Annotated in this window: 18 protein-coding genes and 1 tRNA gene; 5 read left to right on the forward strand and 14 right to left on the reverse strand. The window is 48.5% G+C overall.

The features are described from left to right. Positions 1–25: 25 nt before the first annotated feature. The 3 genes from AB0A83_RS05585 to AB0A83_RS05595 all read right to left on the reverse strand — a co-directional run bounded on the left by AB0A83_RS05585 (position 26) and on the right by AB0A83_RS05595 (position 1,320). Positions 26–184: a hypothetical protein gene (locus AB0A83_RS05585; protein WP_367155642.1), complete on the reverse strand. Its 159-nt coding sequence runs from the start codon at positions 182–184 to the stop codon at positions 26–28. Positions 185–301: 117 nt separating this feature from the next. Then, entirely contained in the window at positions 302–781 is a 480-nt protein-coding gene (locus AB0A83_RS05590; RefSeq protein ID WP_367155643.1) for a hypothetical protein, read from the reverse strand. Positions 782–831: 50 nt separating this feature from the next. Then, a complete protein-coding gene (locus AB0A83_RS05595; RefSeq protein WP_367155644.1) occupies positions 832–1,320 on the reverse strand; it encodes a hypothetical protein in 489 nt (162 codons plus the stop codon). Between the two features lie 558 nt (positions 1,321–1,878). On the opposite strand from AB0A83_RS05595, the gene AB0A83_RS05600 reads away from it, so the two are divergent. The 5 genes from AB0A83_RS05600 to AB0A83_RS05620 all read left to right on the forward strand — a co-directional run bounded on the left by AB0A83_RS05600 (position 1,879) and on the right by AB0A83_RS05620 (position 4,631). Further along, positions 1,879–2,241 (forward strand): hypothetical protein, encoded by a 363-nt coding sequence (locus AB0A83_RS05600; protein ID WP_367155645.1) that lies wholly within the window; start codon positions 1,879–1,881, stop codon positions 2,239–2,241. Continuing rightward, entirely contained in the window at positions 2,238–2,597 is a 360-nt protein-coding gene (locus AB0A83_RS05605) for a hypothetical protein (RefSeq protein ID WP_367155646.1), read from the forward strand. Before AB0A83_RS05600 ends, AB0A83_RS05605 begins: the two co-directional genes overlap by 4 nt. Before the next feature lie 317 nt (positions 2,598–2,914). Continuing rightward, positions 2,915–3,133: a helix-turn-helix transcriptional regulator gene (locus AB0A83_RS05610; protein WP_367155647.1), complete on the forward strand. Its 219-nt coding sequence runs from the start codon at positions 2,915–2,917 to the stop codon at positions 3,131–3,133. Then, entirely contained in the window at positions 3,130–3,822 is a 693-nt protein-coding gene (locus tag AB0A83_RS05615) for a KilA-N domain-containing protein (protein WP_367155648.1), read from the forward strand. Before AB0A83_RS05610 ends, AB0A83_RS05615 begins: the two co-directional genes overlap by 4 nt. A 320-nt stretch (positions 3,823–4,142) precedes the next feature. After that, a complete protein-coding gene (locus AB0A83_RS05620) occupies positions 4,143–4,631 on the forward strand; it encodes an antA/AntB antirepressor family protein (RefSeq protein WP_367155649.1) in 489 nt (162 codons plus the stop codon). Positions 4,632–4,885: 254 nt separating this feature from the next. On the opposite strand, the gene AB0A83_RS05625 is transcribed toward AB0A83_RS05620, so the two are convergent. From AB0A83_RS05625 to AB0A83_RS05675, 11 genes are all read right to left on the reverse strand, one after another. Continuing rightward, complete coding sequence (locus tag AB0A83_RS05625) at positions 4,886–6,085, reverse strand: hypothetical protein (protein ID WP_367155650.1); 1,200 nt, start codon at positions 6,083–6,085, stop codon at positions 4,886–4,888. Next, complete coding sequence (locus AB0A83_RS05630) at positions 6,066–6,569, reverse strand: hypothetical protein (protein ID WP_367155651.1); 504 nt, start codon at positions 6,567–6,569, stop codon at positions 6,066–6,068. Before AB0A83_RS05630 ends, AB0A83_RS05625 begins: the two co-directional genes overlap by 20 nt. Further along, a complete protein-coding gene (locus AB0A83_RS05635) occupies positions 6,553–9,966 on the reverse strand; it encodes a hypothetical protein (protein ID WP_367155652.1) in 3,414 nt (1,137 codons plus the stop codon). The genes AB0A83_RS05630 and AB0A83_RS05635 overlap by 17 nt, the downstream gene beginning before the upstream one ends. Positions 9,967–11,110: 1,144 nt before the next feature. Next, positions 11,111–11,186: transfer RNA gene (locus AB0A83_RS05640), tRNA-Thr, on the reverse strand. 11 nt (positions 11,187–11,197) lie between these two features. After that, positions 11,198–11,584, reverse strand: a complete 387-nt coding sequence (gene hisI / locus AB0A83_RS05645; RefSeq protein ID WP_150047329.1) for a phosphoribosyl-AMP cyclohydrolase — start codon at positions 11,582–11,584, stop codon at positions 11,198–11,200. Beyond that, positions 11,581–12,354, reverse strand: a complete 774-nt coding sequence (gene hisF / locus AB0A83_RS05650; protein WP_367155654.1) for an imidazole glycerol phosphate synthase subunit HisF — start codon at positions 12,352–12,354, stop codon at positions 11,581–11,583. The genes hisI and hisF overlap by 4 nt, the downstream gene beginning before the upstream one ends. Positions 12,355–12,357: 3 nt before the next feature. Next, complete coding sequence (hisA, locus tag AB0A83_RS05655; protein WP_150047331.1) at positions 12,358–13,092, reverse strand: 1-(5-phosphoribosyl)-5-[(5-phosphoribosylamino)methylideneamino]imidazole-4-carboxamide isomerase; 735 nt, start codon at positions 13,090–13,092, stop codon at positions 12,358–12,360. Positions 13,093–13,157: 65 nt separating this feature from the next. After that, a complete protein-coding gene (gene hisH, locus AB0A83_RS05660) occupies positions 13,158–13,799 on the reverse strand; it encodes an imidazole glycerol phosphate synthase subunit HisH (protein WP_150047332.1) in 642 nt (213 codons plus the stop codon). Positions 13,800–13,839: 40 nt separating this feature from the next. Next, positions 13,840–14,433, reverse strand: a complete 594-nt coding sequence (gene hisB / locus AB0A83_RS05665) for an imidazoleglycerol-phosphate dehydratase HisB (RefSeq protein ID WP_367155655.1) — start codon at positions 14,431–14,433, stop codon at positions 13,840–13,842. A gap of 50 nt (positions 14,434–14,483) precedes the next feature. Next, positions 14,484–17,126: an aminopeptidase N gene (gene pepN / locus AB0A83_RS05670; RefSeq protein ID WP_367155656.1), complete on the reverse strand. Its 2,643-nt coding sequence runs from the start codon at positions 17,124–17,126 to the stop codon at positions 14,484–14,486. Between the two features lie 3 nt (positions 17,127–17,129). Next, positions 17,130–17,666: a phosphate-starvation-inducible PsiE family protein gene (locus AB0A83_RS05675; RefSeq protein ID WP_190303258.1), complete on the reverse strand. Its 537-nt coding sequence runs from the start codon at positions 17,664–17,666 to the stop codon at positions 17,130–17,132. Position 17,667: the final 1 nt, after the last annotated feature.

The following is a 17,667-nucleotide window of genomic DNA, read 5'->3' on the forward strand; positions in this document are numbered from 1 at the left end:
ACCGATCATCATCAAGCCTTTGTCGTTAGCTCAGGATGATTTTGTCATTGAACATTTCGTGGTTTTGGCATACTTTAATTTGGTTGGCAACCCCAGCTTTGGCTGCTGGGATCAATGTCGATGCAGAAGCGGCGATGGAGCTATCTGGAGCCGCTTTTGTGTTTTCAGCACTGGCCGAAGCCATTATGCAGGTATCCTTGCAAATCCTGTTCTATTAGCACAGTAACACCGTAAAGAACCTCAATTGGTGTCGATCAAAGGCCAGTGAGTGAGAGCCGGAGAGAAACCGGCTCTTACCCGATTAGGCCTCACTGCGCTCGTATGTGATTGTTGCTACCACGTGAGGTTGAAACTGGATGTGGTAACGAGCGACTTCATCCCAAAGCGTACGAAGCGAGATCGCCAATGGTTCGGTCGGTTTGCTGAGATGCGCGACGCCCTGAACTGCGTACTTCTCAAGTTCGTCTTCTTCGGCCCAACCCCACTTTGCCATGCGCTTAACGTACACCAAACAGTCGGACGTTTCACCAATTGCCTCCAGCACCTGTAGGCAGCAGACACCTTCGAGGACACACGAGTCGAGAGCTTGGACATCAGCGGCCAAGCGCTCGATGTCAAGGTTGACAAAGAAAGAACCTTGATGGCGGTGAAGGTAGTCGTCGGCGCTGATGACCCTGCGGCCGAGGCCGACGCCGAGTGCTCTCGCGATGGTTGTCTTTCCCGAGGCCTGAAAGCCGTCCACTGCGACAAGGCGCGCCTGTTGCTGCAATGCGGCTGACACGACTTGCTCGGCAGTGGTGCAACGGGTCAACTGTGAGGCCTAACGCAAAGCTAAGCCGAGGGCCCGCCGGAAGCGGGATCGTCGGATTGAGCGCCTAGTTGGGCACCATCCTGAGACGAAGTAACGAACTGCCTTCGTACCCAAAACAGAAGGGTAATACAGCCAGTAAATGTCAGAACGGATATAGCCAGCTCAAAACGTGCCAAATCTGCTTCCGATATCAGCAGCAGAACTGCCGCCGACAGCCCCAGAATTAGTGGCTCAACTGCTTCATCTGGTCCGGGCGTGAATAACATATGTGCGAGCTCAACCCCTGCGGAGATGGCCAGCGCGTACCCAACGATGTGAAGCGGATGCTTACTGTCCAATGCGCCTATTACCGGAACTGCTTCGGGGTCCAATGAAAGACACAATGCGAGTTTCGCAAAAAGAAGGAGGGGAATTGTGAGTCCGATGAGCATCTGTAGACGCACCTTCCACAGCGCAGCACGTGGACCATATTTCTTATAGAGCTCCCCCGCTGACTTCGCATCGCTCATGAGTTATTCACCATTGCTTGTTACGCCCAACAAGTTATTAAGCTGTTAACAGCATATCTACCAAAAAATACGGAATGAATAGATAGATTATTGATCCGCATACATTTATTAATTCTGTATATCATCTTTGGCAGTTAGTTACGGCAGGTAATTATCCTGTGGCAGCGATTGAATCATATTGGGCGATAGGTGGCAACGGGTCGACACCAATCAATCGCTCTAACACGCGAATTAGACCACCTGCAAAATTGCTAGCATGAAAATCAACACTTGACACCACCCCAAACGCAGTAGCACAATCTAGCCATCCTCGGAGCACCGAGGGCGGGATTCGAACCCCGTTGTTTGCTAAGGCGTGAATAAGAAGCCGCAGTCACGCGGTTTTTTTATGCCCGTCATTTTGCGCGGCTATGCCGTGTTCATCCATTATGGCGTGGTTATTTGGGCAGCCGTAAGGCTGGCCGCTCCTTAGCGCGGTAGTTCGAACCCACTTAACCACGCCGCCCACTGATTCGAACCATGGGCAGCGGTTGATCATCCAGCTAAGGAGAAACCGACATGACAGCTCAAACCTACACCACCGCTGCGCCATGCACTAACGTTAAGCGGCTGCAAAATGCCATCATCGATATGGATAGTCAGGCGCAAACCGGATTTGACGAGATCGAGGCTATTGCCAGCCTTGTCTTGTCCGCGATGGAGTCACCCGAAAGATATCCAGACGACGAAGACATTGCTCAAGCGCTTATCGTCATTATGCACAAGGCTAGCGAAATCAAGAACGACATCAATTACGCTGCTGAGGTCGTTGGCTGCAATTACAAAGACGAATCAACTATGCGGCGCTACGAGGCATACCGGGCCAATGAGGAGAAGAGACGTGGCTTGCAATCTCATGCAGCAAACGGGGGTGAAGAATGAGTGCAGAAACCGCCGAAGCAGCTGATTTTGGAGTCTCGCGAATCGACAAGGCGATGTGGGCATTATGGGAGCGAGCGCGGAACAGTTTTAGCGCCGATGAACTTGAATGGTTTGCTGGACTAGACCATGACGTGCCAGCCAATTTAAGGCGCGCTGCCGAGACTTTGGAGACCGCCTATTGCAACTCCAAGGACGAAGCCATAAGCAAGGACGATGCACTGGAAATAGTGTTGTCAGTTTCGATCAACATGTATGCGCTGGCCGCTATTGTCGATGTTTCCGGCAGTGCGGTTGACAGGCTTCGCCATCCGGAAATTTATGGTTTAAAAGGTAAAGATAGTTTGGCGGAAACGTAAAGCGGATAGAGACCAGGTGTTGACCTCTTCCAACTGTGTAAACAAGGGGAATTGAACTACGGCAAATTTTGCCGTAGTTGCCGACTTGTAACAATGCCCAACGCTAGGGAAGTGTTGGAGAATGGAAACCAAACCTGCGATTTGCCGGTTTGACATTTCGTCGCACCCTATGCGGCCGTGTCAAGGTCTAACAAGGCAGCCGGTGCTCTGGCGACTTTTTTATGTCGGTTGAATGGTATTTAAAACCGGAAAACGCCGCATTACGCCTATTTTTTGAGCCATAACATAGCGACTCCTTGTAACTTTTGGGAGTCGTTATGTCTCACAAGATTCTGAGAAAGCCAGACGTTCTAGCTAAACTCGGCATTAAAGAAACCCTTTTTAAAAAAATGATCAAGGCTGGCGCATTTCCGGGCCCAATCCTACTTGGTGGCGAAGACGCCAAGGCGACAGGGTGGCTTGAAAGCGAGGTGGACGCCTGGATCGATCAAAAGATAGCCGAGCGTGACGCGATTGCTGCCGGAGGTGCGCAATGAGCACTAAGTACGAGATTATTGAAATCGACACCGTGGAGATTACGGTTGATGTCTCGATGCTGATCAAATCGGATGATATGTTTTTTAGCGCGACTGATCTTGCCAAGCACTTCGGCAAAAAACCAAAGGATTTTTTGGCCTTAGAGTCAACAAAAGAATACATCGACGAAATTTTTAAAGGGGAGGATTCTCCCCTTAAGAAATTTGATGACTTGGTCCGAATCACGAAAGGGAAGTATGGCGGAACATGGCTTCACAATGAGTTGGCTTTCGAGTTTGCAGGTTGGTGCAGCGCAACATTTCGGCGCAAGCTCCACAAATGGACAGAATCACGACTTGCCGAAGAGCACCAGCGCCGACAGCACCGACTTGAAGCCAGAACCGGCTTTTTACCGATGACCAACGCGATACGGGCGGTGCATTCAGAGTTGAAGCCTTACCACTTTTCTAATGAGTGCGACATGATTAACCGGATCGTTACCGGCATGACATCCAAGAAGTTCAGGGAAGTGCGCGGAGTTGAAAGCGTGCGGGATGCGCTTACAGCCGCACAACTGCAATTGCTGGAAAAGCTGCAACGCCAGAACACTGCATTAATCGAACTCGGCTTTGGGTACGAAGAGCGCAAGCGGATGTTGCAACAAGGCGGCGGTATTGCCGACGCCATTGAGAGGCAAAATGCCGCCTAACCGTAAGCGATCTTTTTACTTGGATAAGAAGGATCGAAAATCGAGGGTTTGTTGATGGCGAGGATGTTTGCGATGCGCTCGGATATTCAGACCACACAGACGCCATGAAACAGCAATGTCGTGGGGTGGCGAAACACCACCCCACGACCAACAGTCGTGACAATCCCCATCGCCGCTGGGGGCGCACTGGAAATCAAGGTGAACGAATCGTTCACTCCTACTGGACTATCCCGCCGGGAAAGTGTGGGAGTCGCCAGAGGGGGTCTGAACCGAAGTGACCCCTTCGCAACACCCCCATCCCGCCGGGACAAGCGCTGGAGGTGAACGAATTAATCAAGATCGATTCCCGCGAAATGTCGGGGACAACCATCCAAACATGTAACGCCCGTGATTTGTGGCAATTCGTTGAGAGCAAGCAGGATTTTTCAACATGGATCAAGAGCCGAATTGCAAAATACGGATTCACGCAAGCCATTGATTTTGTCGTTATTGATAATTTTATCAACGACGGCACCGCCTTTGGCGGCAAGCGTAAAACCATCGATTACCATATCGCACTTGACATGGCGAAAGAACTCGCAATGGTCGGGCGGAGCGCAAAAGGTAAACAAGTCCGTCAATATTTCATTGCGTGCGAACGAAAAGTCAAAACCGGCAAATCGGCGGTTTTGACTCAACCGGTTTTTCGGTTCAGTACCAAGACTCTACCGGCGGTGTCATATCAAGCGACCCTCCTCGCCTCGAATGGATCGCTTTCGTTTATCGCCAAAAACGTCGCCGAAATTCTTGAATTGCATAATTCAGTCTAAAAAAATCACCCATTCCGGACGAAAACCGCCACTGGCACCAACGGAATTTTACTGAATTAAAGGCCGGTATCGGCCAAGAGCCGCCGGTCAAAATTTTCAAGCGAATGACTGGTCAATCGCAGAAAGCGGCCCTTAGAAATGTAAAGCGGACTGAACATAGTTTAAGGTTGTATCAGCGCTATCACTTTCAACAAGCTTCGCAAAACCACGGGCGTTTATGGGGTAACAAAGCCACTCGTAACATTTACCGAATGCTACGAAGATTCCCAATATTTACGCATTAATTCCAAGCCAAAAGAGGCACTCAAATAACTGCAATACTTTTGTAAGTCATCGGATTTCGTACGATCTGCTAAATCAGATACTGACTTAATACATATTGTTTTCGGAGAGGGAGCTGTTGTCATGCTAGCAGTGTAATACATTCCATAACATTCCATATCGACAGCTGCCATCTTGCGATGTTGACCTCGAAATACATTCTGTAGATCGGTTGAGGCAACTACAGAACTACCAGATACCATTGGAGCTACAATCAGTTTAGCTCTTTCAGATGGCGCATTTCCTTGAAATTTAGATTGAAACTCGTGGAGTTTAGATTCAATATTTCGAGCAATCGCTACGAGATCGCTTGATGCATCCTTTTGATTTGGGGCTGGTATCAAAACGCCATCCTGATTCCATTTTCCCTCCTGCCAATCCCAACTTTTATCAGCAATAACTACATCTCCGACACATACATTTTGATCCGAAAACCCCCCACAAATTCCCGTCATCATAAGTACTCTGGGCTTGAACATTTGAAGCAACGTGTCAGCAGTATGTGTCGCGGCTACCATTCCCATCTGAGAAAGGTGTGCGAAAGCAACTCGCTTTGTACTACCTGCATAGGTGATGTTACCTAACTTAACAATTACACCACGGGTTAAAAATTTCTCAGATGTAAGTTCAGGCTCCCATGTCGAAAGCACAGCCTTTAACTCTGGATCACACAAGGCTGTAAGAACACAAACATCGTAGTCATAGGTTAATTCTGCATTCTTAATTTTTTGCAAATGAGATACTGTAGTACCAAGAAATTTTTTCCAGCTATCGGAGCCTAGTGTAACTTCAATAATATGAGCTGTCAGATTCTGAAATTCATTCTTATGCTGCTCTAATGCATTAAGGTCGGCGGTAACTCCGATAATATATTTCGGAGCATTATAATTGCCGTCTTCAACAATTTGTTTTAATAGCTCAATACTTGTTTCACCATGCGGGTTGGCATCCTTTCTAATTGGTAACAGTACATCAAGTAGCATGATGTCAAACGCTACAACACTAAGCAGTTTGCGAGCTTCGGCAGCGTGAAAAGCTACAGAAATATTTGTATCCTGTAAACCTAACCCCAGAAGTTCGTTTTTCAGAATAGTGATTTTATCTAAGTTGTCATCAACTATTAATATCTTCATTATTTATTTCAATTCTTGCGTTAATTAATGCTGTTAGAAGGGCGTCACGCCAGTCACCAAGTTGACCAGAGTAATAAATGACATCAAGAAATCGAGAGCCAAATTTTTGGTGTAGCTCTTCTTTCAATGCGTTTAAATCTTTGCGCCCTCCATTCCTATCCGAAGGAAATTCTTCGTATTGTGTTAACACAACGCTATAGGTAGACGGTGATTTAGCTTCAATAAATCGAAGGATATCACTACCACCAAAACCCTGTGGCTGTCCTCCAGTTCGATCTTTGGAAACATCGAATGTTGGTAACGACATATCAATCACTGCCAAAGTGACTGCGTGTGTAGAAAGTACCCGAATTGCACTCGACAGTGAAGTAGCTATTTCCAGATTAGCATTTGGTATTGATTCCTGTAAAAAAAAATGCACTGCCTGAAGTTTTGGCTCATCATCTTCAATTATAAGTACAAGGGGATTATTCGTAGGCTTCATACAAACCTTCTCGTTCGTAGAGAGGAATAGTAATTTGGATCATCCAACGCTGGTCAACAATATCAAATTCTAAAGGGTGTAATACCAATGTGCGATCAACAAGCCGAGTTAATCTTGCAAGTTTTGGTAGCCCGGAACCTCCCTCACATCGCGCAAGTTCAGCATTATTTTGAGATAGATATTTGGTTTTAAGAATTTCCAATTCATTTGTCTCCAAAATTTCTATCCTTGCTTTAGATAAATTACTGAAGACTTTAAATGTTAGCAATTTATTTACACTATCAAAGTTAGCGTAAAGATCGAGAGCCCCTATCTCTTCTCTAAGCCCAGAATGCTTCCAAGCATTCTCAAAGATAACAAATAAACAATCAGTTACTACTGACAATCCTGAAGGAGATAAAGACAAATCTTGTTCAGGCATATTACAAAGGCTAACATCGATTGGAAATGCACGATAAACATTTGTAGTCGCTGTCTTAGCGATGTCTATCGCAATAGAAAATGCATAGTTATCATGCCCGCTGGTTTGAGGCGGTTTGAACCAATCAGCAATCGTATCGCATTGACTTTGAGTTGTGGTAGCTACTGTATGGATCGTTGTAACTAGCGGCATGGTTTGCGGACTAATATTGCGTAGTTTTTCGGCTAGGGTATCAAATTCCGCTTGAAGCTGATTTTTAACATCTTGCCGAACATACATCCCTAGTTTTATTAATGACGGTTCAAGGAGTTTCCAAAATATAGAATATCCCATGTATACAAGCGATTGAAATGATATATTGCTCTCAGCTATTAACTTTGTAAATGCTCTAAAAAGTTTAACGTCTGTTCTGGAAATTTTGTCTGGTATTGCTCCTTTAGGTTTTTTCTCAGAAATAATTTGTACACAGTCATTTACCAAATCGTCACCAATACCTTTTAATCTCATAGTAAATGTTTCGAGTGCGGCTATTACCAATACCCTATCTTGCTCAGAAATATTGAGTGTTGATCCCCAACGTTTATCGAATGCAGTCTGAGAGAATAATCCTGTCGAAGAATACAAAAGTCTCTGATCTTCCAAGACACCAAATAAAGTTCCACGCAAGCTGCCATGCCGAATTCGTAAACTCAAGTAGCAATCCAAGCCTTCATAAGGATCGTGTAAAAACCTTTCAAATAAACGTTCCAACAATTTTATGAGTAATGCGTCCGCCTCAGTCGGTTCTCCTCCCCCTAATTCTTGCAGAAAATCAATATTATTAGGTGAAACAAGATATTGTCTAATCAGATCGTTAGATAATGTGTCATTCGACTGACTTTCTAGTAACTTCATCAGGCGCTCATAATCCTGGTATAGTTCTTTTTCAGCCCATCTGTACAATGCCACTTCATTAGCAAATACACGAGTTTGATCAATTTGCCGCAAGCCGTTTCGTAGGGTTTTGTCTAGGGTTAATTCTTTTATGGCATCGATATAATCAGCTTTATTTTGTTCATCCCAATTCATCAATAACTGCATAACCTGCATTCGTTCATTCCGAACATCTTCTGTAGATTCAAGAAAATAGTTCATGGTAAGATTCTCTTCAATCCAAACGTCTCTTGCGAATGCTATTAAAATAGCATTAATAGTTTTATCATTTATAATATCAAACTTTTCAGAAACGTATTTTAAACCACCCATAATAGCAACTTCCTGGCACGCCATTTTACATATACCGTGAATATCCTGGTCTTCAGTCGTAATATAAGCATGGTGCGAGACAAGTCCAACTAAAATAGGGTCTATGTCAGTGAATGATGAGAATTTTCTATCCGTGAAGATTTTGGCTATGGGAAATTCAGTTGCGTAATGTGACGCTTTAAGCAACCATTGCGTCATTAGTTCAAACGCTTTTTTAAGCTCCCCTTTGTTTGTAAAAACTTTAAGACGAAGTTTTTCGGACTGCCGAGTCAAAAAATAAGAACCAAAATCAGCCATACAGTCGCACAACCAAAATGCTTCGTCCCACCGCTTCTGCTTGATTAATTGTCGCCCCAACCATAGATAGCTGAGTGAATCTTTAGCCGCTAAGTCTTCTATTGGATTACCATGTAAAACATTTAGAAAACTGGCGACTCGTTCATGCATTGCACAGCACTCATCTTGAGCTGATGATTCTAAGAAAATCTCGATAATTTCATCTTCCAATGCAGTAATTTCATCAAATTGCCAACCACAGACAGTTAGGCTCAATGCTAGTGGTAGTACTGTTTGTGAAGTTAGATCTCCAGCAAGCAATTGTGGAGAAATGCCAATAGCAACGCCAATATCGAGACTTTTAAGATTAGTTCCCAACTTAACAATATTTGTTATTGCCTCCAATGCTTGAATTCCTTCTTCATCACATTGACGTACATCTTTAAGCACATCTTGAAGAAACGGTGAAATATTTGATGGTAATTCATCCCAGCAGAGTCTCGATGTACAAGCGTCGAAAAGCAATTGAACTGATGGTGAATTGGCTACTGATAAAGCATTATTACTAGGCATGATACCAGTCAATGCAATATGAAGTTTTTGCAACCTACAGTCAGTATAGCCATCTTTAAGTAATGTATTAATAACTCGAATAGCGTCTGGACGCAAAGATTGCAAATCAGTCGTATCGTTTACGATATTTACCAATGTTTCAATAATTGCTTCGTAATAATCAATAAGACTTGATGTTAATTCTCGTGAAAGAATGATGGGTAAGGCTGACTCTTTCTTGCCATATAAACTTGAAAGTGAACGATATATTAAATACGTTGGCAGCCAATCACCGGCATTGGTAAATTCGGGGAAAGCATTTAAGCAATTCCAATGGAAGGCATCATAAGAAAAAGTCGGATCGTTGCGATCACTTACTACCTGTGCTATTAAACGGAGGGTTCCATTTTGCGCTATTGATTTCCAAGTTGCTGCGAGTGATTTCTGCGCCTCTATGCCCTTGCTCAGTTGCTCAAGTGCAAGTCGAAGCTCGATAGCCCATAAACTCCAGCCGCTTTTCACACAAAAAATATCCAGATTAGCTGCGGCAGTATCTATTTCGCCTGCCAAAATAATTTCTTGGATTTCTTTTTCAAAACAACGATATGCATTGATTTTTGTTGCTTGACCGCTAAGCCATGCACTTGCCCACGCCAATTCATTTTTTAAAGAAATCGGAGTTAATGGTGGATAGCTCCAAAGAAGATGTCCAATTTCACTAGAACCAAGGCGGAATAGTTTTGCTGTGTCTAATATTGCAATTCGTCTAAACCTCTGCAAATCAGAGTAATAATTCGATGGATGGGTCTTTCTAATTTCGTTTAAAGCATAGATTGCTCCATTGAGCTCTACAGCGTTTTTTACCCAGTCCCAGTTACGAATTTTTCCTTTTTTATTTTTCACTATATGCTTCCAGTAGCGCTGTGAATATTCTTTGATTTTGTACTAAAAGATATGAGTTTAGCAATTTTCCTTTCTTAAGACCGTCAGTTGTGCATCACTAACCAGCCGATCAAATAACAGCGGTCAAAGACGGTTATGGGTCGGTTTCGACAGTTCACAGCTCCTGAAATACCACATGCTGCACTGGCGCAATCATATCGGATTGGGCAACGGTATTGCGATTGGAATTACTTGTCGACTTTGGGTAGGAAACAGCGGCGGGATCGCTCGGAATGCACATGAATCCAGCGATGCCCAAACAACGACGTGCAAGTTAGATGACGACGAAATTTAAAACCTACGATTTGTCGGTTTTAACTCAGCGGAATTTTCCGCTTAGTACGAAGAGGGAATGGGAAGGTCATTGCCCCACCTCAAATTCCCGCGCCGGGAATAAAGACGAAATTCAAAACCGGCAAATCGCAGGTTTTGGCGCAGAAACGGCCAACGGAGATAGACGAAAGCAAATTTGCGTCGGTTAATAAATGGGCAGAATAGACTTTGTTTCAATCTCGTTTGCCGTGAGTGCTGCCGACTTCCGTCTTGTCATAATCGATCGCTGACATGAATTGGGATCAGAAATGGAAAGGCTTACCCTTTCTGGCTTTCACAAACCAGTCGTAGCCGCCCTAGCCAGGTCGACGAAATCAATAACTTCTTTGGGATGCTGCGCACTCACACCCCGCTGATTCTGGCATACAGCCCGCCTTGCAATCCAAACACCATGAAGCCAGCGATGACGGAAAGAGCGCCGAGCAGAAAGAAGCGCATCGCAATATATCCCCTCCGGAACAAAAGTCAAATGAATTGCCGAAGTGCTAACGACAAAAGCAAATAATTGCCGAAACCGATATACCGGAAATTCCCGGTATCGTGTCACCGGCGTTTCATTTGCCAGAAGTACTAGCCTATGGGAAGCAGTCAAACCGCCATATCGGCGGTTTGGGTCAATGGCGTTTGCATGAGGCCGAATCTCACTCCACCCACTTTCCCAAAATGTCGAGAACATTCGATTGTTGTCTGGGGATTTTATTTTTCAGTGCGACAAAAGTGCGACATTTTAAAAATCACCAACTTACAAATCATCGTAAGCTATTGTTTTTAATGGTGCCGGCAATAGGAATCGAACCTACGACCTTCGCGTTACGAGTGCGCTGCTCTACCTGCTGAGCTATGCCGGCTTGGATGGGATTTATTTGTAGATGGCTTTGGGGTCTTTTAAAACCGGGTCCTTGGCTAGCCATTGGCCGTTCTCCAAGCTGCGGTAAAAGCAGCTTTCACGGCCGGTGTGACAGGCGATGCCGCCTTCCTGGTCTATTTTAATCAATATGACGTCGTTATCGCAATCGAGTTGTATATCCACGATTCTTTGCCGGTGGCCGGATTCTTCGCCTTTACGCCATAGTCGTTGGCGCGAGCGAGACCAATAAACGGCGTATCCCTCGCTGGCCGTCAGTTGCAGGGATTCTTTATTCATCCAGGCAAACATGACGACTCGGCCGGTATCGTGTTGTTGCGCGATGACCGGCACCAAGCCGTCGTTCGTCCATTGGACTTCGTCAAGCCAATTCGGCGTCATAATCTTACCTCTATGCCTTTTGCTTGCATGTGGCGTTTGGCTTGTTCCACGCTATATTCGCCGAAATGAAAAATGCTGGCGGCCAGCACCGCGTCGGCTTTACCTTGCAGGATGCCGTCCGCCAAGTGGTCCAGGTTGCCAACGCCGCCGGAGGCGATTACCGGTACGCCTACCGCGTCGCTGACTGTCCGGGTTAGGGCTAGGTCGAAGCCGCATTTGGTGCCGTCTCGATCCATGCTGGTCAGCAAAATTTCGCCGGCGCCGAAGGCTGTCATTTTGACCGCCCATTCCACGGCGTCGATGCCGGTGGGTTTACGGCCGCCGTGGGTGAAAATCTCCCATCGGTCCGCTTCGCCGTCCTGACTGACCTTTTTCGCGTCTATCGCGACGACGATGCATTGCGCACCGAATTTATCCGCCGCTTCCCGGACGAATTCCGGGCGAAAAACCGCGGCGCTGTTGATGCCGACTTTGTCGGCGCCGGCATTCAGCATGCGGCGAATGTCGTCCAAGCTGCGGATGCCGCCGCCGACCGTTAACGGGATAAACACTTGGCCGGCGACTTGTTCCACGACGTGAACCATGGTCGTTCGGTTGTCGTGGGTGGCGGTAATGTCCAAAAAGGTGAGTTCGTCCGCACCTTCCTGATCGTAACGCCGGGCGATTTCCACCGGGTCGCCGGCGTCGCGGATGTCGACGAATTGCACGCCTTTGACGACGCGGCCGTTATCGACGTCCAGGCACGGAATGATGCGTTTTGCCAAGCCCATAAGTTATCCGAACGATTCGGCCAGTTTTTCGGCTTCGGCGAAGTCCATGGTGCCTTCGTAGATGGCCCGGCCGGTAATCGCGCCCATAATGCCTTCGTGCGAGACGGCGCCCAAGGCGCGGATGTCCTGCAAATTGGTGATGCCGCCGGAGGCGATGATGGGGATGTTGACCGACCGCGCCAATTTCGCCGTCGCTTCCACGTTGACGCCTTGCATCATACCGTCGCGGGAGATGTCGGTGTAAACAATGGCTGAAACGCCTTGCGCTTCGAATTTTTTCGCTAAGTCGATGACGTCGTGACGCGACAGCTTGGACCAGCCGTCGATCGCTACTTTGCCGTCTCTGGCGTCCAGGCCGATGATGATGTGGCCGGGAAATTCGATGGCGATGTCGCGGACGAAGTGCGGTTCGCTGACGGCTTTGGTGCCGATGATGACGTATTCCACCCCGGCTTCCAGATAAGCCTGTATGGTGTCTTCGTCGCGAATGCCGCCGCCGATTTGTACCGGTACGTCGGGATAGGCTTCTACGATGGCATGTATGACTTCGGCGTTTTTGGGCTTGCCCGCGAACGCGCCGTCTAAATCGACTAAATGCAACCGCTTTGCGCCTGCTGCCACCCAGCGTCCTGCGACGGCAATCGGATCGTCGGAAAACACCGTATCGTCTTCCATTCGACCTTGACGCAGCCGCACACACTTTCCTTCTTTCAAATCAATTGCAGGTATCAGCAACATAGCTTTATCTCAACGTTAAACCACTCGATGAATAATGTTAAAAAGCCGAACGGGGTCGGCGGAGGTTAATTTGCGCCATCCCAGCGCAAAAAATTTTGTAATAGCTTAAGTCCTACTGCTTGGCTTTTTTCCGGATGAAATTGCACGGCAAATACATTGTCTTTCGCCAGTGCGCAAGCAAACGCTTGGCCGTATGTGCTGTGTGCGATAGCGTCGCTTGGCGAATCCGGCTGGGCATAATAGCTGTGTACGAAATAAAACCGGCTCGACTGCGGTATGCCTTGCCATAACGGGTGGGGGGTTTGCTCCACTTGGTTCCAGCCCATATGCGGAATTTTCAGCCGTTGTCCGGTTTCGTCGCGGCAGGGATCTGGAAAACGGCGGACGTGACCGGGAATGATGTTCAGGCATTGGGTACCCTGGTTTTCTTCGCTATCGGTCAACAGCGCTTGCATGCCCAAGCAGATGCCCAAAAAAGGTTTGTTGTGCGCGGCTTGTTTGATGGCGTCGATTAAATTTAAGCGCTCCAGGGCGTCCATACAATCGCGTATGGCGCCGACTCCGGGAAATACGACGCGATCGGCTTGTTGTATGGTTTGTACCTGTGCGCTGATGCGGACGGATGCGCCGGGTGCCGCGTGTTGAAGTGCTTTGGCAATGGAATGCAGATTACCCATCCCGTAATCGATAACGGCAACTGAAGACATAAAGATAGCGTTGTTAAAAAGGATACGGCGTGTGGGGGGATTATAAACTACCTTTGGTTGACGGCATGATACCTGCCATACGGGGGTCGGGGCTAATCGCCATGCGCACGGCGCGGCCGAACGCTTTGAAGACGGTTTCGGCAATATGATGGGCGTTGCCGCCTTTCAAGTTGTCTATATGCAGCGTGACGCCGGCGTGATTGACGAAACCTTGGAAAAATTCCTTGAATAAATCGACGTCGAAGTTGCCGATCCAGGCGCGCTTGAACTCGACCTCGTAAAACAGTCCGGGTCGGCCGGAAAAATCCACTACTACGCGCGAGAGCGATTCGTCCAACGGGCAATACGCATGACCGTAGCGGTAGATGCCTTTTTTATCTCCCAGCGCTTTGGTGACGGCTTGTCCCAAGGTAATGCCGATGTCTTCTACGCTGTGGTGAGCGTCTATGTGCAGGTCGCCGTGAGATTCAATCGATAGATCGATAGAGCCGTGCCGGGCGATTTGATCCAGCATGTGTTCTAAAAAGGGCAGGCCTGTTTGGAACGAGGTGACGCCGTTGCCGTCCAGGTTGACCGCAACTTTGATTTGGGTTTCTAGGGTATTGCGCTCTACCTGAGCGGTACGGACAGTCATGCTGGCGGCAAGTGGGGAAATTACTCAAATAGTTTACGTGATTGTGACAGCTACGCCAAACTCTTGCTGGCTATTTCGTACACGTCTTTCGACAGATGGGGAGTGTTCACGATGCGTTGCAGCTGTTCTTTCATTAGATTTTGCCGGGCGTGATCGTAGCGGCGCCATTGGGCGAAGCCGGTGACCATGCGGGAGGCGATTTGCGGGTTTATGTCGTTTAGGGCGACAACTTGGTCGGCCAGGAAACGATACCCGTCGCCGTTTTTCGCGTGAAAATGCACCGGATTGGCTTGGCTGAAAGCACCTATCAGCGCTCTGACCCGGTTAGGGGTTTTGATGTCGAAGGCCGGATGTTGCATCAATGCCAGCACGGTGGCGAAGGTATCAGGCATGGCGCTGGAGGCTTGCAAGGCAAACCATTTGTCGATGACCAGGGCTTCGTGTTGCCATTGCCGATAAAAGCTATCCAGACAATCGGCTTTTGCCGGGTGATGGCTGTTGACGATGCCGGATAAGGCCGCCATTTGATCGGTCATGTTTTGGGTGCTGTCGAATTGCTGTTGGCTTAGCTGGTAACTTTCCGACGATTCCAGTTGACTCAGATAGCCTAAACAGGCGTTTTTCAAGCGGCGTCGGCCTATCGCCATGGCGTCGAATTTGCCGGATTCGTCGCGGTGGTGTATCAGGTAAACACGCTTGAAATCGTCCTGCAGGGCCTGTGCCAAGGTGTCTTTGACGAATTCCCGGGCATGGTGGATGGCGTCTACGTCGACCACCGCCATTTGCCCGGCCAGATAATTTTCTTCCGGCAGGGCCAGCAACAAGGCTTGGTAGGATAAGTCGTCGGCTTCTTCCTGCAGCAGGCTATGGAACGCGTCGATCAACAGTGCGTTCAGATGGAGCGGACGCTGGCGGCGGATGTCTTCTATCAAGCCGAAAATGATTTGTTTGGCCAGTTGTTGGCCGGCTTCCCAGCGATTGAAGGTGTCGTTGTCGTGGCGCAGCAAAAAGGCCAGCTCGCCCAACTCGCGCGGCATTTCCAGATTGACCGGCGCGGAAAAGCCGCGGAGCAACGATACCACGGGGCACGCATCGAGTTGTTCGAAAACGAAGATTTGGGCGGCTTCGGTTACATTGAGCGTGATTTCTTCCGAGCTTTCGCCGTGTATGACAATAGGCGCCGGCGAACCGTCCGGATTCAGCAGGCCCAATTTGACCGGAATGTGCAGCGGCAGTTTTTCGGGTTGACTTGGAGTAGGCGGGCAGCTTTGCCGAATATCCAGCCGCAACTGCCTTTTATCCGGGTCATAGTGTTGCGATACCGTCAGCACCGGCGTGCCGGCTTGGGAATACCAGCGGCGGAATTGGCTTAAATCGACGCCGTTCGCGCTCTCCATGGCGTTGACGAAATCGTCGCAGGTTACGGCTTGGCCGTCGTGGCGTTGGAAATATAAATCGCAGCCTTTACGAAAGCCTTTGGCGCCGAGCAACGTGTGCAGCATACGGACCACCTCAGCGCCTTTTTCGTAAACCGTCAAGGTATAAAAATTGTTGATTTCGATATAGGCTTCCGGCCGGATGGGATGGGCCAGCGGACCGGCGTCTTCCGCAAATTGGCGGGTGCGCAGCATGTTGACGTCTTCGATGCGTTTGACAGCCGGCGAGCTGCGGTCGCCGCTGAATTGCTGGTCGCGGAATACGGTGAAGCCTTCTTTCAAGCTCAATTGAAACCAGTCGCGGCAGGTAACCCGGTTGCCGGACCAGTTGTGAAAGTATTCGTGGCCGATGACGCCTTCGATGTGTTCGTAGTCGCTGTCCGTGGCGGTGTCGGGACGGGCCAGCACGAATTTGGTGTTGAAAACGTTCAGGCCTTTGTTTTCCATCGCACCCATATTGAAATGATCTACCGCGACGATCATGTACAAATCCAGATCGTATTCGCGCCCGTATTGCTCTTCGTCCCAGCGCATAGCATTTTGCAGAGATCGCATGGCGTGTCCGCACTTGTCCAGATTGTGGGGTTCTACGAAAATTTCCAAGTCAATCCGGCGCCCGCTCATCGTGACGAAGCTGTCTCGCACGCATTCCAACTGGCCGGCAACCAGGGCGAACAAGTAGCACGGTTTGGCGAAAGGGTCTTCCCAGCTAACCCAGTGCCGGCCGTCTGCGTTTTCGCCTTGGCCGGTTTTATTGCCGTTGGACAACAGAACCGGAAAGCGAGCGAAATCGGCCGTTAGTTTGGCGCTGAAGCGGCTCATGACGTCCGGTCGGTCCAAGAACCAGGTAATCTTGCGAAAACCTTGCGCTTCGCATTGGGTGCACAGCATGCTGCCGGACAGGTAAAGGCCTTCCAGTGCGGTATTGGCTTTGGGATTGATGCGGTTTTCGATAGCGACGGTAAAGGTGCCGTCTTGTGGAACGTTATGCAGGGTTAGAAATTCGGGAGTGAGCAGATAAGCGTCGCTCGACAGCGCGGTGCCGTCCAGGTCAATGCTCAAAAGTTCCAGCTCTTCGCCTTGCAAGGTTAACGAGGTATCGAGGTGCGCGCTGTCCGGATTGCGCCGCACCGATAGCCGTGAACGGACTAGCGTGCATTGTTCGTCCAGCTCGAACTCCAGGTCGATCCGATCGATTAAATATTCCGGAGGCGTGTAATCTTTTAGATAGATGGTTTGAGGGGCTGCGTCGCGCATCGATTATCGCTCTTCTTGTGGTATGGGTTTGGGTTTGTAGGAGATCAGCCAGTATGCCAGGCCCAAGGCTATGATAACCGCTGCAATCGCAACGATGTAAGGCCAATCCAAGTCCGCGACATCGAGCATGATGACTTTACGGGAAATAGCCATCAGCGCGGTAGCCAGCACCAGTTTAATCGGCAACACGTCGTGCCTGATATAAAAAGTGATGCTGATGAAGATTTCGACCGCAATCAACACCGACAATATCGAGCCGAACACGGCCAATAAGTCGGAAACGGTGAGTAACAACAGCGGCGGCGCAACCAAGCGTTGGTATAACACGTAAACTACGTCCGCTACACCCCATAAAATCACCAAAGTCGTTAATACGGCTAAGGTCCGCACCGCAATATGGATGACGGATTGCAAGACCTTGAGCATCGCGTCTTCCGGCACCGGCGGTAGTTTTTCTTCATGAATGTCCGGATCGCGCATGCCGCTCCGATTGGGCTGGCGCACGGGTGCGGAACTTGGCGGGCGTGGCGGCGTAGCCATG

It is taken from the genome of Methylomonas sp. HYX-M1 (assembly GCF_040741385.1).
Lineage (GTDB): Bacteria > Pseudomonadota > Gammaproteobacteria > Methylococcales > Methylomonadaceae > Methylomonas > Methylomonas rhizoryzae.

What these genes read in the sequence shown, in the direction of transcription:
- AB0A83_RS05615 (WP_367155648.1), top strand. Translation starts at nt 3,130, where the DNA reads ATGAGCACTAAGTACGAGATTATTGAAATCGACACCGTGGAGATTACG.
- AB0A83_RS05605 (WP_367155646.1), top strand. Translation starts at nt 2,238, where the DNA reads ATGAGTGCAGAAACCGCCGAAGCAGCTGATTTTGGAGTCTCGCGAATC.
- AB0A83_RS05595 (WP_367155644.1), bottom strand. Translation starts at nt 1,320, where the DNA reads ATGAGCGATGCGAAGTCAGCGGGGGAGCTCTATAAGAAATATGGTCCA.
- hisA (WP_150047331.1), bottom strand. Translation starts at nt 13,092, where the DNA reads ATGTTGCTGATACCTGCAATTGATTTGAAAGAAGGAAAGTGTGTGCGG.
- AB0A83_RS05675 (WP_190303258.1), bottom strand. Translation starts at nt 17,666, where the DNA reads ATGGCTACGCCGCCACGCCCGCCAAGTTCCGCACCCGTGCGCCAGCCC.
- hisB (WP_367155655.1), bottom strand. Translation starts at nt 14,433, where the DNA reads ATGACTGTCCGTACCGCTCAGGTAGAGCGCAATACCCTAGAAACCCAA.
- pepN (WP_367155656.1), bottom strand. Translation starts at nt 17,126, where the DNA reads ATGCGCGACGCAGCCCCTCAAACCATCTATCTAAAAGATTACACGCCT.
- AB0A83_RS05610 (WP_367155647.1), top strand. Translation starts at nt 2,915, where the DNA reads ATGTCTCACAAGATTCTGAGAAAGCCAGACGTTCTAGCTAAACTCGGC.
- AB0A83_RS05630 (WP_367155651.1), bottom strand. Translation starts at nt 6,569, where the DNA reads ATGAAGCCTACGAATAATCCCCTTGTACTTATAATTGAAGATGATGAG.
- hisH (WP_150047332.1), bottom strand. Translation starts at nt 13,799, where the DNA reads ATGTCTTCAGTTGCCGTTATCGATTACGGGATGGGTAATCTGCATTCC.
- AB0A83_RS05585 (WP_367155642.1), bottom strand. Translation starts at nt 184, where the DNA reads ATGGCTTCGGCCAGTGCTGAAAACACAAAAGCGGCTCCAGATAGCTCC.
- hisF (WP_367155654.1), bottom strand. Translation starts at nt 12,354, where the DNA reads ATGGGCTTGGCAAAACGCATCATTCCGTGCCTGGACGTCGATAACGGC.
- hisI (WP_150047329.1), bottom strand. Translation starts at nt 11,584, where the DNA reads ATGACGCCGAATTGGCTTGACGAAGTCCAATGGACGAACGACGGCTTG.
- AB0A83_RS05625 (WP_367155650.1), bottom strand. Translation starts at nt 6,085, where the DNA reads ATGAAGATATTAATAGTTGATGACAACTTAGATAAAATCACTATTCTG.
- AB0A83_RS05600 (WP_367155645.1), top strand. Translation starts at nt 1,879, where the DNA reads ATGACAGCTCAAACCTACACCACCGCTGCGCCATGCACTAACGTTAAG.